Raw genomic sequence first — 12,959 nt, forward strand, 5'->3', positions numbered from 1 at the left:
GCTCACCTCACAAGGGGTCGCGCGCGCACACGGCCTGAACCCGGCGGCCCGGATGCCCGGCCGCGCGCCACCCTCGACGGACGGCGGTGGCCCGGCGGAGCATGAGCTCGGCGGCCGGGCCACGCCGTGGCGTCAGGACCGGTAGGCGTTGCGGAGGTAAGTCCGGCTGAGCGGTCCGGTGTTCGCGAAGTACTGGGCGATCAGGTAGGCCGGGTCGGTGGCGATGGAACCGGCCTGGAGGTCACTGCCGTCGTTCGTGTCGTCCCAGCCCCAGGGGGTGTGCGCGGCGTTGTCCTTGCCGTTGTCCCCGGCGAAGGCACCCCAGGAGGCGTACGGGGGCTTCGCGTCGCGGCGGTCCCAGAGGCCGCCGGACCCGAAGATGTCGACCAGCTGGTAGGAGGCGGCGCGGTCGTTGCCCCCGGTCGGGACCGTACCGGCGGTGCGGCTGGGGCGGTAGACGATGCCGTCGCCGCCCGGGAAGGCGCCGCCGCTCCAGTTGTACACCCCGTGGCCGCGGTCCTCCTGGAAGACCGTGGGGTGCTGGGCGCCGTCGTGGTCCTCCATGAGCAGGGCGCCGTCGATGTTCTCGCGGTTGTTCTTGAAGGGACTGCCCGCCGGTACGTACTGGTAGTAGTTGTCGTGCGCCAGGGTGACCGCCGCCTGGAGTGTTCCGTACGTGCCGCCGTCCTTGCCGACGACCTCCAGGACACCCTCCATGTCGTTCTCGTGCGAGAACAGGTTGAGCGGGTAGTCCTTCCAGTCGCGCGCGTGGTAGAAGGCGTACGTGATGTACCAGTGGGTCTCCGTCTCGACCACGGAGTAGTACGCCGTGCCGGTCAGCCGGGCGGCGTTGGCGTCGAGGTTCTCCCAGTTGTTGAGGGTGTTCCAGTCCCCGTCGTAGTCGACCCGCGCGAGGTAGTCGGCCGTGTAGTAGGCCGACGACGTGTCCTGGTAGTGGACGGGGGCCCACCGGTAGGCGAGATCGGCGTCGCTGGGCTCGGCCGCGTACACCTGGGTCGGCGCGGCGAGGAGTCCGGCGGAGAGCAGGACGGTGAGGAAGACGGCGCGGGCGGATCGCCGGAGCTTCATGGGGTCTCCAGAACACTGGGGGCGGTTGACGCGCGAACGGCCGCCACTCTCCGGCCGCCGGATGACGCCCACCCTGGCGCACAATGACGTGAACATGAAATCTGACGGGCCGTTGACCGATCGGCCGGCGGCGGGGCCGGCGCGACGGGCCTCTTCGCCGGACTTCACCGCGCTTCCCGCCGGGGCTTCACCGCGCTTCCCGCCGGGGCTTCTTCCGCGTCTTCCCCGCCACCCGAGCGTTCCGCAAGCCCTGACTCCGCTGTTCCCCCTCCCTTGACGGGGTCTCCTACGACGGGCCCTCCTGCGACGTGCCCTCCCAGGACGGGTCCACGGGGATGTTCCAGCCTCTCAGCATGGACAGGATCTCCGCCCGGGTCCGCGGCCGGGCGAACCGGAAGGCGCGGTCGAGTACGTCCCTGCTCTCCAGGAGAGGTTCCACGAAGGTGAAGTAGGCCGTGTCCACCAGCTCGCCCCCGCGACTCTCCTCCAGGCCCTCGACGAACTCGAATCAGCGCGTCAGGAATTCCTCCGCCGCCGCGTCGATCTCGGCGGATTCCATCAAGGGCTGGAAGAGCGGGTGAGCGAGCACTTCGGACAGCAGTGTCCCCGGGTGGGTGGTGATCTGGTCCCAGTGCGTCACCTGCGACGCGCGCAGGCCGTGCCGCTCGGCCGCCTTGCCGACGTAGGGCTCCACTTCCGGGAGCAGCCGCAGCAGCCGCTCGACCAGTTCGCCGGAGGGAATTCCTCGCATGTCCGTACTCCTTCGTCCTGCGCCGAAAAGCACCGCGCCACCGGGACCACTCCCTGGCCGTCACCGGAGAGCACGCACCCCGCGCCCTGGCCCTCGGGGATCATGTCCAGCGGGTCCGTCAGGGACTGGGACTCCGCGAGTGGAAGCCACGATTCACGATGGAAAACCGGGCGTTTCCCCCTCCGCGGACGCCGGACCATGGGAGGCAACACCATGACTTGACCCCCTGTGAACGAAACACCGTCCACAGGGGTCCGTGAGTTCCAGGGAGCACGGAAACGTCCAGGTCAGGGCCAGATTTTACGGCTCGTTCCACACAGTCGTGAGATCTGTGTGAGACACCGTGAGACGACGAAGCCCCGCCGGCCGGGGCTTCGTCGTGGGCCTCAGAGGACACTCAGGGCGCCTCGGCATCCTCGGCGTCCTCGCTGTCGGGGGCGCTGTCCTGTGGGGAGCCCGAGGAGGGGTCCGGGGATGTGTTGATCACCAGGCGTCCATCCGTGCCGAACAGCTCGATCAGTTGGGACAGGTGGGCTCGGGCGGTGCTGCGCACGTGGAGTTCTCCGGAAGGGGACGTATGACGGTTGGGTTGGTCGAAGAGGAGAGTTGGGGCCGCCTCGCAGGCACTCTCGTGTTCATCCGTCGCCCCTTCTTCGCAACAGCGCCCACACCTGTTTCCCCCAAGGCAGCGTGTCGGTGCCCCAGTCCTCCGCCAGCTCCGCCACGAGCGCGAGACCACGACCGCCTTCGTCCTCGTCGTCCGACTCCTTGGGCACCGGGGGCGCTTTCGAGAAGTCCACGACGCCGATGCGTACGCACGCGACCCCGGGGCGATCAATAACGACCCGGATGGACTCCCGCCGGGCGTGCTGGACGGCGTTGGACACCAGCTCGGAGACGATCAGCGCGCCGTCCTCGGTCAGCTCCTCCAGCTCCCAGGCAGCGCAGGCGGTGCGCACCAGGCGCCGAGCCGTCGCGGCGCTCTCCGGCTCGCGCGGCAGGGTCTCGCTGTAGCCGGGGTGCCCGGTGGGTCGGGAGGTGGTGGTCACGGTCATCAGGACCCCTCGTCAGTGTGCTGGAGGCACAGTTCGCCCCCGACGGGGGCCAGGGACGGGCCTCTCTGTCCTGCCACCGCGCTGTCCTTATCCGGTGGCGGCCTGTCACTCAGTCAACGACGCCTTGTGACTGCCCGTGAGGAAATGTCAGGCCACCGTGCAGCGCGGGCAACCGGAAATTTCGCCGCTGCTCCGACGCCGCGACCCTGCTACCTCGCTACCTTGAAGACGTGGAGGCGAACAGACACCTGGCGGACGCGCTCAAAGAAGCAGGGCTGACCCAGAACGAGTTGGCGGAGTCGGTGAACGATTACCTTCGGTCTGTCGGCAGGGAGGGCACGGTCAGTGATCGCACGGTGCGCCACTGGCTGACCGGAAAGACCCGCTGGCCCCACCCTCGGCAGCGCGAAGCAGTGGAGGCAGTATTCGGCTGTACCGCCGGGGAACTGGGCTTCACACCCCCAGCGGGCAGACCTAGCCCTACCAGGACGGAGGACCCTGTGCACCGCAGGAAATTCCTCACCGCCGCCGTCGTGCCCCTGATCGCCGCCAGGCCGCACGCGGTGGGCACCACCGACGTGATCCGCCTCCGCAGCGGCCTGGACGCCCTGACAGCCCTGGACGCCTCCAGAGGTGGGCATGAGGCCCTGGAGCGGGCCGCGCTCGCAGGTGCTGCGGAGGCCCTGGACCTACAGAAGCGCGCAGCCTCCCAACGCATCCGGCAGCGCCTCTTCAGCATGGCCGCGAACTACACCGCGTCGGCAGCGTGGTCGGCCGTGGATGCCCGCCAGAGCGACCGCGCACAGGGCCACCTGAACCGCGCGCTGTACCTGGCAGGCATGGGGAAGGACCCGGTGGCGGAGCTGCGCGTGTGGAACTCACACGCCATGCTCGCGGTCCATCGCGGTGAGTTCTCACAAGCCGTGGACGCGGGCCAAGCGGCGCAGGCGACCGCCGTCACACGGCGCGATCCCCTGTTCGCCTCCCTCGCCCACGCGCGCACGGCGATCGGGCATTCCACCGTCGGCGACCGCCAGGGCGCCCTGCGGTCGCTGGGGCACGCGGAAGACGCTCTGGCGAAGGCGTCCCTGGAGGAGTCCCGACCATCATGGGTGGCGTTCTACGGGCCTGCGGAGCTACTGGCCATCACTGCCATCGTCCGGGATGACATCGGGGACTCTGCGGGCGCAGAGGCAGCTTCACACCGCGCCCTGGCGGCCATCCCGCAGCAGTACCGACGGAACCGGGCGCTGGCCACCCTGCAACTCGCCCTGACACAGCTTCACCAACGGGACGTGGACCAGGCGTGCGCCACAGCTGAGCAGGTATTCGCGCTGATGACCGGCAACCCCCTGCCGGGCCGGATGCGCTCCTACCTCGGAGATTTCTACCGCGACTTGACCACCCTCGCGCCGGACTCCGGCACTGCGCGAGAGTGGGAGGACCGTTACCGATCAGAATGGAGCCAGGCCCGATGACTTCTGCCTTGGAACTGCGCCAGTACACCCACGACGACCTGTCGGAGATCCGACAGACGTTGATCGACGTGCACGCGGATGTGCACGCCGACCGGATGGCGGACGACGACTTCCGGCAGAAGTTCCCCTGGTTCGTGGATCACTGGGGAGGTAACCCCGGCTTCTCCTGCGTGATCGCGTACGACGGCGCCGACGTGGCGGGCTTCGCGTACGGCGCCCCTGGAGCGGAGGGGCGCGAGTGGTGGCGGGAGCACCTGGGCCCGGCGCCGGAGAAAAGCCGCACGTTCCACTTCTCGGAGCTGATGGTGCGCGAGCAGTGGCGGAAGACGGGCGCGGCCGAGCGCCTTCACAAAGCGTTGATGGACGCCAGGAACGAAGATCTCGCGGTGCTTCTGGTAGACGTGACGCACCCGAAGGTGGAAGCCCTGTACGAGTCCTGGGGCTACAGGAGGGTCGGGAAGGACCAGCCGTTCCCGGACTCCCCGGTGTACGCCGTGATGCTCGTGGATCTCCCACTGTCCTGACGCCTTGCTCCCGGACCCGGGGCCCGGGGTGTTGCGGCGATCGAACATCATGCACGCACGGACTCAGGACTTGCAGCGGTGCTTGGCGCCGGGATCACCGGCGCCGTAGCGTCGTTGGGCGCGTTTCTCACCTACCGACAGACGAAGGTCCAGATCATGTCTCTAGCAGGTTCTTTGGGGACCGCTGCAGCAGGTACTTCGGGCTCCAGGCTGCAGCAAGTTGATCTGGCTCCAGTTGCTGGGCGAGGCTCCCGGACGGCTGTGTCAGTGGTTCCTCGTACTCTGCGCTGGTGAGCATGAATGGTGAGTACCTGCGCGTGACCGTCGCCGAGCTAGAACGGGCGATCGAGGATCCGGAGTGGGCGTTCGAGCACGTCGAGGAGGTCATGGAGAGCGATGGCGTCAACGACGTTGCCCCTGCGGACGCCCGGCAGCTGACGACCCACAAGGCGTGGCACGCCGTCGCTTTCCTCCTCGAACGGGCCGGGTTCCCCGTGGACATCGTTCATGGCGAGCAGGCGTTCACCGACGAGGACTGGGGCTACGGACCGGCGAAGTACCTGGATACCGACCAGGTCAAGCTCGCAGCCCAGACTCTGGCCCGGCTGCCCTTCGACGACCTGGTCCGCGACGTTGATCCCGCCCAGCTGGCGGCCGCGCAGATCTATCCGCAGCACTGGGACGAGGCCGGTGCTCTCGAATGGGTGCGCGGGTGGTTCGACCCGCTGGCTCCGTTCTTCGGGGCAGCGGCTCAGGCGGGCGAGGCGGTGCTGGTCTGGCTCGACTGAGTCCGCTCCGCGCGCTGGTCCGGTGCATCTCGCGATGCGCCGCCTCGCCCGCTTTCGAGTGAATGCGGGTGCTCCGTTCGGCTGCCGCGCCAGGGTGTGACCCAGCGATCACGGCCTGTCGGGGGCCGTGGCTGTGGTCATGGTCGTGTCGGGAGGCCGAGGGTGGCGCTGTCGCGGGTGGAGTTGTTCGCAAGCATTCGTCGGGACAAGCGACTTGAGCCCGAAGTTTCCCAACGGGCCCTGGCGGAGCGTTACGGTGTCCATCGCCGCACGGTGCGCCGGGCCCTGGACTCGGCGGTGCCGCCGACCCGCAAGGCCGGCTGGCAGCGGGTCTCGGTGCTGGACCCGGCGAAGGACTGGATCGACGCGATACTGCGCGAGGACCTGACCGCGCCGCGCAAGCAGCGGCACACCATCGAGCGGATCTTCCAGCGACTGGCGGGCGAGTACGGGTTCAGCGAAGCCTCGTACTCGACGCTGCGGGACTGGGTGAACAAGCGCCGCCCGCAGATCGCGGCCGAGGCCAGGGAAGGCCACCAGCACCTTGAGGGCATGGTCCCGCAGGTTCACCTGCCCGGCGAGGAGGCGGAAGTCGACTTCTCCGACGTGTGGGTGCGCGTCGCCGGGACCACGGTCAAGTGCGCCCTGTTCACCCTGCGAATGTCGTTCTCCGGCAAGGCCGTGCACCGACCCGTTGACTGCACTATCGGCGTGTCCTACGTGTCGGCTTGGTGAGGGCGAGGAGTCTCCGTTCGGGATGTGCCCGATGAGACGGAGATGCGATGGATCACGGTGTAGTGATACCCGAACGCGAAGTGTCGGGCCTGGTGGTTACACGGGTCGGCGGCGTGGAGGCGACCACTGCCGCCACGCTGCCCTGGGTGGTGCTCGATGGCGCCGGGCGGCCGATCACACCGGCAAGCGAGTTTCTTCGGGAGCTGCTGGCTTGCGGCAACACTCCGGCTTCCTGCCGGTCCTATGCCTTTGACCTGCTGCGCTGGTTCCGGTTCCTCGCCGCAGTGGACGTCGAATGGAGCCGTGCGAAGCGTGTGGACGTACGCGACTTCGTCCTCTGGCTCCGTACATGCCACAACCCGGCGCGGGACAGGCGTCACCCGGACGCACCCGTGCCGGGGTCGCTGAACGCGCGTACCGGCAAGCCGTACCTGAAGTCGGGCTATGCCCCGGCGACCATCAACCATGCGGTGTCGGTGCTGTCGGCGTTCTACGACCACCATCTGCAGACCGGGCAGGGTCCGCTGGTCTCCCCGGTGCCACCGCAGTCCCGTGACGGGCGCCGGCTGGAGGCGCATCACAACCCGCTGGAGCCTTTCCGGCTGCACCGCCGGGGCGCCTACCGGCAGAAGCAGGTCGACCGCGAGCCGCGGGCGGTCCCCGACGATGTCGTCGAGGACCTGTTCACCTCGCTGGGCTGCCACCGCAACCGGGCACTGTTCTCCATGTTCTTGTCCAGCGGCGCACGGGCCGCCGAGATGCTGGGCATGACGATCGGCCCCCGCATCCCCACACTGGTCCCCAGAATCTCTACCGCCCTGGTCCCCAAAGTTCCTGCCACAGACAAGATCAGGAGCAACGCGAAACTGGCGCTTCGTGAGCCGAGGCGGAAGGTCTACAGCGACTTCCCGGCTGCCAGCCGAGGAGCGGTTTCGGCCGTACTGGATCTCGTAGACGAGGACACGGGAGAGGTTGACCTCGAACCTCTCTGCCTCGCGCTTGACGAGCGCTTCCCGGCCCTGATGCATCTGCTTGCCGAAGTGGACCTGGAAGGGCCGCAAGCAGTGAGTGACGTCAGGTACGCGTCGCTGCTGCTCGGGCGTCAGCTCCAGGGCGCCGAAGGCCCGGTTCATAGCCTCGAACATGATCTTCGTCTGGACTTCCGCGATGTGCACCAAGCGCTCGTTCACCCCATGCGAGAGGCCACCGAGCACATATGGACCAGACGGTCCCGCTCCTCGCCGTAGAGGCGGACCCAGCCGTGCACTTCGGCCGCGTACGTGGTGTCGACGCCGGGAAACTCCCCGCCCTCCCGGTGCACCTCGGAGGTCATGCCCCACACCACGGCGTCCGCCTCCGTCTCTCGGACGCGCTCCAGCAGCCACGCCACATGCCCGGACGCTTGCCGGATGAGCCGGGACATCACCACCGCAGGGCCCTCGGCCGGGCCGATCTCCCCGAAGGTTGTGCCCCACTCAGTGAGGGCCGCCCGGCGCCGGTCGTCCGCCTGCCGCTCCGCGACCGAGGCCGGTAAGCGCCACGCTGCCCCTGCCGAAGCCGGTCCTGCGGGCGTTGAAGGCGTTCCGGGCGCAGCAGGCAGATGGCGAACCACGGGGTGCCGGACACGGTGGTCACCGTGTGGGCCGGTCACTCGGACCTCGGGTTCACGAAGCGGACCTACGTTCACCCTGACCCGCAGTCGTTGAAGGCCGGTTCGGAGAAGCTGGCCGAACTGCTCGGCTGACCTTGATCAACAGCACTGGTGAGAAATCGTGAGACGGCAGGCCTGGAAACGATCGAAAGGGGCCCCGAAGGACCCCTCTGACCTGAAAATACATCGTCGGGACGACAGGATTTGAACCTGCGACCCCTTGACCCCCAGTCAAGTGCGCTACCAAGCTGCGCCACGTCCCGATGCCCGGCCTCACCAGGGCTTCCCCGGCTGGCCACGCAAGAGAACATTACCTCACTCCACGCAGCGGAGAAACGCACCCCTGTCCGCGCGACAATCGAGGCATGACGGAGAAGCGGCGGGACCGTGACAGCGAGGGGCGGGCGCGGAGCGCGCGGCCACGGGACGGGCTGGGGCGCCCGTTGCCCTACGGGGCGCCGGGCGTGGAGCGGCAGCCGGAAGGGCTGGTGCGGGCGCCCGGGGAGACGGTGCGCGAGGCACAGCGGCTGCTGGACGGAGGCAGGCCGTTCCACGCGCATGAGGTGTTCGAGGACGCGTGGAAGTCGGGCCCCGACGCGGAGCGGGCACTGTGGCGGGGACTGGCGCAGCTGGCCGTCGGGCTGACGCACGCCGCGCGGGGCAATACGGCGGGCGGGGCGCGGCTGCTGCTGCGCGGTGCGGGCGGGATCGCCGCGTACCGGGACCGTGCCCCGTACGGGATCGATGTCGCCGGGCTGACGGCATGGGCCGGGGAGCTGGCGGGGCGGCTGGAGGGGCACGGCCCGGTGGACGCGGGGGCCGAGGCGCCCCGGCTGATCTGACTGCCCGGCCGGCCGCTCCCCCGGTCATCCGCTCAGTCGTCGAGGAGGATCACTTCCAGGGCGCGGGGGCCGTGCACGCCTTCCACCCGGTCGAGTTCGATGTCACTGGTCGCTGACGGTCCCGAGATCCAGGTCAGCGGGCGGGTGGGATCCAGGCGGGGCATGGCCTGGGGGACGGATGCGACGACCTGGTCGGCGGTACGTACGACGCAGATGTGGTGGTCGGGGACCAGGGTGATCCGGCGCCGTCCCTGGCCGGGCCCCGCGTCCAGGACGAGGGTGCCGGTCTCGGCGATGGCGAGAGCGCAGCCGGTGATGACGCTGTCGACGGCGTCGAGCTCGTGGGCGGTGGCCCCGGGGTCGTCCTCGATCCGGGTGATGCCGGGGGCCGACGCGGAGAGCCAGGAGGCGGGGAGCAGCGGCGGTACGAGGACGCTGCGGGCGCCCCGTTCGGCCAGCAGGCGGGCGACCAGCGCGGGCAGGCCCTCCGGGTCCGCGCGGTGGACGATCGCGCGGTAGTCCGCGAGGTTCTCGGCGAGCAGGTCGATGACGCGGTCGCGGTCGTCCGGGGTGTGCGTGGTGAGGTAGTCGCGGCCGGCTTCCGGCGCGTCGGGGGCGTCGGCCACGGCGGTACGGATACGGGCGAGGATCCGCTCCCGCGCGCCCGGCGCCGGACCCGGGCCCGGACCGGTGCTGGTACTGGTGCTGGTGCTCATGTGCCGTTGTCCTCACGGTCGTTCTCGCGGTTCTTCTCGCGGTTCTTCTCGCGCTTCTTCCACCAGTCACGGAACGGCTCGGGTGGGATCCCGGGCAGGTCGCGGGTGTCGGTCCAGGCCCCCGCGCCCGGGAGTCTCGACGGATGCAGGGTGCGGGTCCTGGACGCGACCCGCTCCCCCGCGGCCAGGACGCGGGGGTGGTCGAAGACCCAGCCCGCCGCTTTCATCGCCACCTTCTCCAGCCGGTGCCCCTTGCCTCCCTGGTCCGCGACCCGCTCGCGCAGGTGGACCAGGACCTCCGGGATGTCGATGGCGACCGGGCACACGTCGTAGCAGGCCCCGCAGAGGGAGGAAGCGTACGGCAGTGACGCGTCGATCTCGCTCCGCGTGCCCCGCAGTTGAGGGCTGAGGATCGCGCCGATCGGGCCCGGGTAGACGGAGCCGTACGCGTGACCGCCGGCCCGCTCGTACACCGGGCAGACGTTGAGACACGCCGAGCAGCGGATGCAGCGCAGCGCCTGCCGGCCCACCTCGTCGGCCAGTGTGCCGGTCCGGCCGTTGTCCAGCAGGACGAGGTGGAAGGTGCGGGGCCCGTCGGTGTCGTGGGTACCGGTCCACATGCTGGTGTACGGGTTCATCCGCTCGGCGGTCGAGGAGCGCGGCAGCGTCTGGAGGAAGACTTCCAGGTCACGCCAGGTGGGCACGACCTTCTCGATCCCGACGACGGAGATCAGGGTCTCGGGGAGGGTCAGGCACATACGGCCGTTGCCCTCCGACTCGAAGACGACGAGTGTCCCGGTCTCCGCGACCATGAAGTTCGCGCCGGAGACGGCGACCTTCGCCCGGAGGAACTTCTCCCGCAGATGTAGCCGCGCGGCTTCGGCGAGTTCGGCGGGGGTGTCCGACAGGCCGTCCGGGGCCGCGCGTCCCCATTGCGCCATCCGGTCGCGGAAGATGTCCCGGATCTCGCCGCGGTTGCGGTGGATGGCGGGGACGAGGATGTGGGAGGGCCGGTCGTCGCCGAGCTGCACGATGAGTTCGGCCAGGTCGGTCTCGTACGCGGAGATGCCTTCGGCTTCCAGCGCCTCGTTGAGGCCGATCTCCTGCGTGGCCATCGACTTGACCTTGACGACCTCCGACTCGCCGGTGGCCTTCACCAGCTCGGTCACGATCCGGTTCGCCTCGGCCGCGTCGGCGGCCCAGTGCACGATGCCGCCGGCCGCCGTGACCGTCTCCTCCAACTGGACCAGATAGCGGTCCAGATGGCGCAGGGTGTGGTCCTTGATCTGCTTGCCGGCTTCCCGCAGCCGCGCCCAGTCGTCGAGCTCCGCCACCGCCTTGGCCCGCTTGTCGCGGATGGTGTGGGTGGCGTGCCGCAGATTGCCCCGCAGCGTCTCGTCGCCCACCGCGGCCTTGGCGGCCACCGGAAAGGCGGGCATCCCCAGATACGTACCGCTCATGACCAGGGCTCCTCTTCCGTCGATGCCAGGATTTCCGCGAGATGTACGGCGCGCAGCGGGGCGTCCTCGCGGCTCACGATGCCGCCGATGTGCATGAGGCAGGAGTTGTCGGCGCCGCACAGCACCTCCGCCCCGGTGGAGACGGCATTGCGGACCTTGTCCTGGCCCATCGCCGCGGAAACATCGGAGTTCTTCACCGCGAACGTGCCGCCGAAGCCGCAGCACTCCTCCGCGCCCGGCAGTTCCCGCAGCTCCAGTCCCTTGACCGCTTCCAGCAGCTTTCGCGGCCGTTCCCCCAGGCCCAGCATCCGCAGTCCGTGGCAGGACGGGTGGTAGGTGACGGTGTGGGGGAAGTACGCGCCGACGTCGGTCACCCCGACCACGTCGACCAGGAACTCGGTCAGCTCGTACATCCGCCCGGCCAGCGACGCGGCGGCCGCGTCACCGATCTTCGGATAGGTGTGACGGACCATCGCCGCGCAGGACCCGGAAGGGGTGACGACGTAGTCGTAGCCCTCGAAGGCACGGGTCGTCCGCCGCACCAGGGGCTCGGTCTCGCGGCGGTAGCCCGTGTTGAACTGGGGCTGGCCGCAGCAGCTCTGCGCCTCGGGAAAGTCGACATCGACGCCCAGGCGTTCCAGGAGCCGTACGGTCGCGATCCCGGTGGACGGATACACGGCGTCATTGACGCAGGTGACGAAGAGTGCGGCGCGCATGTGCGGAGCATATGTCGCGCGCGGCGGCCCACGTAAGACCCTCAAGGCGCCTGATGGGCCATCAGACCTCCGATGGCTGGGAGATCCGAAGATCTCCGCCCGCGCGGCGCCGGGACGGCCGCGGCCCGTGGGGCCAGACTCGGTGCGGTGAGAAAGATCTATGTCATCGGCATCGGGGCGGGCGATCCGGACCAGTTGACCGTGCAGGCGGTCAGGGCCCTGCGTCAGGTGGACGTCTTCTTCCTCCTGGACAAGGGCGCGGAGAAGTCTGACCTCATCGGGCTCCGGCGCGAGATCCTGGAGCGCCACATCGAGGGGCGCGCCTATCGGCTGGTCGAGGCCGGCGATCCGGAGCGGGACCGCGCGGCCGACAGCGCCGCCTACCCCGGTGCGGTCGACGACTGGCGCCGCCGCCGTGCCCGGCTCTACGAGCGCATGATCATCGACGAGCTGGGCGAGGGCCCCGGCGAGGACCGTACGGGCGCGTTCCTCGTCTGGGGGGATCCCGCCCTGTACGACTCCACGCTCGCGGTCCTGGACGAGATCCTGGAGGGCGGCTCGGTCCGGTTCGAGCATGAGGTGATTCCGGGCATCAGCAGCGTCTCGGCGCTGGCCGCGAAGCACCGGGTCGGACTGACCCGGGTGGGCCGGCCCCTGGAGATCACCACGGGCCGGCGGCTCGCCGACGGGTGGCCGGAGGGGGTGGACGATGTCGTGGTGATGCTGGACGCGCGGGGGGCCTTCCGCCATCTGACGGCAGCCGACCCGGTCATCTACTGGGGCGCTTACGTGGGGACCGGGGACGAGATCCTGATCTCGGGGCGGCTCTCGGAGGTCGCCGGGCGGATCGAGGAGGCGCGGTCGGCGGCGCGGGCCCGCAAGGGCTGGATCATGGACACGTATCTGCTGCGGCGCGACTGAGACCGCGTCGGCGAGCGCGCGCGTCCCGCCGCGTCCCGCCGCATCGCATCGCACCGGATCGCGCCGGCGTCACCGGGCTCGCGCCGGATCGCGCCGGCATCAGCGGGCTCGCGCCGGGGTCGCATCGGGTCGGCGCCCGCGCGTGGCCATGGGGTTGCGAGGGGCGGGAGTTGCTGCTGGTCTCCGATTCCCACTTGCCTTTTTTGACATGCTTCCTACAAGTCGCACCCTGG

17 protein-coding genes and 1 tRNA gene are annotated in these 12,959 nt (G+C 69.6%); 8 read left to right on the forward strand and 10 right to left on the reverse strand.

All coding sequences use genetic code 11. The features are described from left to right. Positions 1-132: 132 nt before the first annotated feature. The 5 genes from ACIBAE_RS14485 to ACIBAE_RS14505 all read right to left on the reverse strand — a co-directional run bounded on the left by ACIBAE_RS14485 (position 133) and on the right by ACIBAE_RS14505 (position 2,895). Positions 133-1,089, reverse strand: a complete 957-nt coding sequence (locus tag ACIBAE_RS14485; RefSeq protein WP_399284954.1) for a hypothetical protein — start codon at positions 1,087-1,089, stop codon at positions 133-135. Positions 1,090-1,375: 286 nt separating this feature from the next. Next, on the reverse strand, positions 1,376-1,552 hold the full coding sequence (locus ACIBAE_RS14490; protein ID WP_399284955.1) for a hypothetical protein: 177 nt from the start codon (positions 1,550-1,552) through the stop codon (positions 1,376-1,378). Between the two features lie 45 nt (positions 1,553-1,597). Continuing rightward, positions 1,598-1,840, reverse strand: a complete 243-nt coding sequence (locus tag ACIBAE_RS14495; RefSeq protein WP_399284956.1) for a hypothetical protein — start codon at positions 1,838-1,840, stop codon at positions 1,598-1,600. A 397-nt stretch (positions 1,841-2,237) separates the two neighbouring features. Next, positions 2,238-2,393, reverse strand: coding sequence for a hypothetical protein (locus ACIBAE_RS14500; RefSeq protein ID WP_399284958.1), 156 nt, complete (start codon positions 2,391-2,393; stop codon positions 2,238-2,240). Between the two features lie 82 nt (positions 2,394-2,475). Then, positions 2,476-2,895 (reverse strand): ATP-binding protein, encoded by a 420-nt coding sequence (locus ACIBAE_RS14505; protein WP_399284960.1) that lies wholly within the window; start codon positions 2,893-2,895, stop codon positions 2,476-2,478. 230 nt (positions 2,896-3,125) lie between these two features. Here ACIBAE_RS14505 and ACIBAE_RS14510 point away from each other — a divergent pair, with 230 nt between their 5' ends. From ACIBAE_RS14510 to ACIBAE_RS14530, 5 genes are all read left to right on the forward strand, one after another. Further along, positions 3,126-4,373 carry an XRE family transcriptional regulator gene (locus ACIBAE_RS14510; protein ID WP_399284961.1) on the forward strand — a complete coding sequence of 416 codons (1,248 nt, stop codon included), beginning with the start codon at positions 3,126-3,128 and terminating at the stop codon, positions 4,371-4,373. After that, positions 4,370-4,897, forward strand: a complete 528-nt coding sequence (locus ACIBAE_RS14515) for a GNAT family N-acetyltransferase (protein ID WP_399284962.1) — start codon at positions 4,370-4,372, stop codon at positions 4,895-4,897. Before ACIBAE_RS14510 ends, ACIBAE_RS14515 begins: the two co-directional genes overlap by 4 nt. Before the next feature lie 296 nt (positions 4,898-5,193). Beyond that, complete coding sequence (locus ACIBAE_RS14520; protein WP_399285068.1) at positions 5,194-5,685, forward strand: YfbM family protein; 492 nt, start codon at positions 5,194-5,196, stop codon at positions 5,683-5,685. A 162-nt stretch (positions 5,686-5,847) separates the two neighbouring features. Then, on the forward strand, positions 5,848-6,420 hold the full coding sequence (locus ACIBAE_RS14525; RefSeq protein ID WP_399284963.1) for a hypothetical protein: 573 nt from the start codon (positions 5,848-5,850) through the stop codon (positions 6,418-6,420). Between the two features lie 47 nt (positions 6,421-6,467). Further along, positions 6,468-7,667, forward strand: a complete 1,200-nt coding sequence (locus ACIBAE_RS14530; RefSeq protein WP_399284964.1) for a hypothetical protein — start codon at positions 6,468-6,470, stop codon at positions 7,665-7,667. Here the strand turns inward: ACIBAE_RS14530 and ACIBAE_RS14535 are convergent. Then, on the reverse strand, positions 7,607-7,843 hold the full coding sequence (locus ACIBAE_RS14535; RefSeq protein WP_399284966.1) for a hypothetical protein: 237 nt from the start codon (positions 7,841-7,843) through the stop codon (positions 7,607-7,609). The genes ACIBAE_RS14530 and ACIBAE_RS14535 overlap by 61 nt on opposite strands. Before the next feature lie 177 nt (positions 7,844-8,020). Here ACIBAE_RS14535 and ACIBAE_RS14540 point away from each other — a divergent pair, with 177 nt between their 5' ends. Further along, complete coding sequence (locus ACIBAE_RS14540; protein WP_399284968.1) at positions 8,021-8,164, forward strand: hypothetical protein; 144 nt, start codon at positions 8,021-8,023, stop codon at positions 8,162-8,164. 96 nt (positions 8,165-8,260) lie between these two features. Here the strand turns inward: ACIBAE_RS14540 and ACIBAE_RS14545 are convergent. Beyond that, positions 8,261-8,334 (reverse strand) — tRNA-Pro (locus ACIBAE_RS14545). Between the two features lie 102 nt (positions 8,335-8,436). Here ACIBAE_RS14545 and ACIBAE_RS14550 point away from each other — a divergent pair. Beyond that, a complete protein-coding gene (locus tag ACIBAE_RS14550; protein ID WP_399284969.1) occupies positions 8,437-8,913 on the forward strand; it encodes a DUF309 domain-containing protein in 477 nt (158 codons plus the stop codon). Positions 8,914-8,945: 32 nt separating this feature from the next. Here ACIBAE_RS14550 and ACIBAE_RS14555 read toward each other — a convergent pair whose 3' ends face one another. Genes ACIBAE_RS14555 through ACIBAE_RS14565 form a run of 3 tightly spaced genes read right to left on the reverse strand, consistent with a single transcriptional unit; the run spans position 8,946 to position 11,805 of the window. After that, on the reverse strand, positions 8,946-9,629 hold the full coding sequence (locus ACIBAE_RS14555; RefSeq protein WP_399284971.1) for a lactate utilization protein C: 684 nt from the start codon (positions 9,627-9,629) through the stop codon (positions 8,946-8,948). Then, entirely contained in the window at positions 9,626-11,089 is a 1,464-nt protein-coding gene (locus ACIBAE_RS14560; RefSeq protein WP_399284973.1) for a LutB/LldF family L-lactate oxidation iron-sulfur protein, read from the reverse strand. The genes ACIBAE_RS14555 and ACIBAE_RS14560 overlap by 4 nt, the downstream gene beginning before the upstream one ends. After that, complete coding sequence (locus tag ACIBAE_RS14565; protein ID WP_399284975.1) at positions 11,086-11,805, reverse strand: (Fe-S)-binding protein; 720 nt, start codon at positions 11,803-11,805, stop codon at positions 11,086-11,088. The genes ACIBAE_RS14560 and ACIBAE_RS14565 overlap by 4 nt, the downstream gene beginning before the upstream one ends. A gap of 147 nt (positions 11,806-11,952) precedes the next feature. Between ACIBAE_RS14565 and cobF the strand changes: the two genes are divergently transcribed. Beyond that, a complete protein-coding gene (cobF, locus tag ACIBAE_RS14570) occupies positions 11,953-12,726 on the forward strand; it encodes a precorrin-6A synthase (deacetylating) (RefSeq protein ID WP_399284977.1) in 774 nt (257 codons plus the stop codon). Positions 12,727-12,959: the final 233 nt, after the last annotated feature.

The organism is Streptomyces sp. NPDC051569 (assembly GCF_044454085.1).
GTDB lineage: Bacteria > Actinomycetota > Actinomycetes > Streptomycetales > Streptomycetaceae > Streptomyces.

Coding starts and splice junctions, on each gene's coding strand:
- ACIBAE_RS14515 (WP_399284962.1), top strand. CDS start 4,370: ATGACTTCTGCCTTGGAACTGCGCCAGTACACCCACGACGACCTGTCG.
- ACIBAE_RS14495 (WP_399284956.1), bottom strand. CDS start 1,840: ATGCGAGGAATTCCCTCCGGCGAACTGGTCGAGCGGCTGCTGCGGCTG.
- ACIBAE_RS14530 (WP_399284964.1), top strand. CDS start 6,468: ATGGATCACGGTGTAGTGATACCCGAACGCGAAGTGTCGGGCCTGGTG.
- ACIBAE_RS14565 (WP_399284975.1), bottom strand. CDS start 11,805: ATGCGCGCCGCACTCTTCGTCACCTGCGTCAATGACGCCGTGTATCCG.
- ACIBAE_RS14550 (WP_399284969.1), top strand. CDS start 8,437: ATGACGGAGAAGCGGCGGGACCGTGACAGCGAGGGGCGGGCGCGGAGC.
- ACIBAE_RS14555 (WP_399284971.1), bottom strand. CDS start 9,629: ATGAGCACCAGCACCAGTACCAGCACCGGTCCGGGCCCGGGTCCGGCG.
- ACIBAE_RS14535 (WP_399284966.1), bottom strand. CDS start 7,843: ATGTCCCGGCTCATCCGGCAAGCGTCCGGGCATGTGGCGTGGCTGCTG.
- ACIBAE_RS14560 (WP_399284973.1), bottom strand. CDS start 11,089: ATGAGCGGTACGTATCTGGGGATGCCCGCCTTTCCGGTGGCCGCCAAG.
- ACIBAE_RS14505 (WP_399284960.1), bottom strand. CDS start 2,895: ATGACCGTGACCACCACCTCCCGACCCACCGGGCACCCCGGCTACAGC.
- ACIBAE_RS14540 (WP_399284968.1), top strand. CDS start 8,021: ATGGCGAACCACGGGGTGCCGGACACGGTGGTCACCGTGTGGGCCGGT.
- ACIBAE_RS14485 (WP_399284954.1), bottom strand. CDS start 1,089: ATGAAGCTCCGGCGATCCGCCCGCGCCGTCTTCCTCACCGTCCTGCTC.
- ACIBAE_RS14520 (WP_399285068.1), top strand. CDS start 5,194: ATGAATGGTGAGTACCTGCGCGTGACCGTCGCCGAGCTAGAACGGGCG.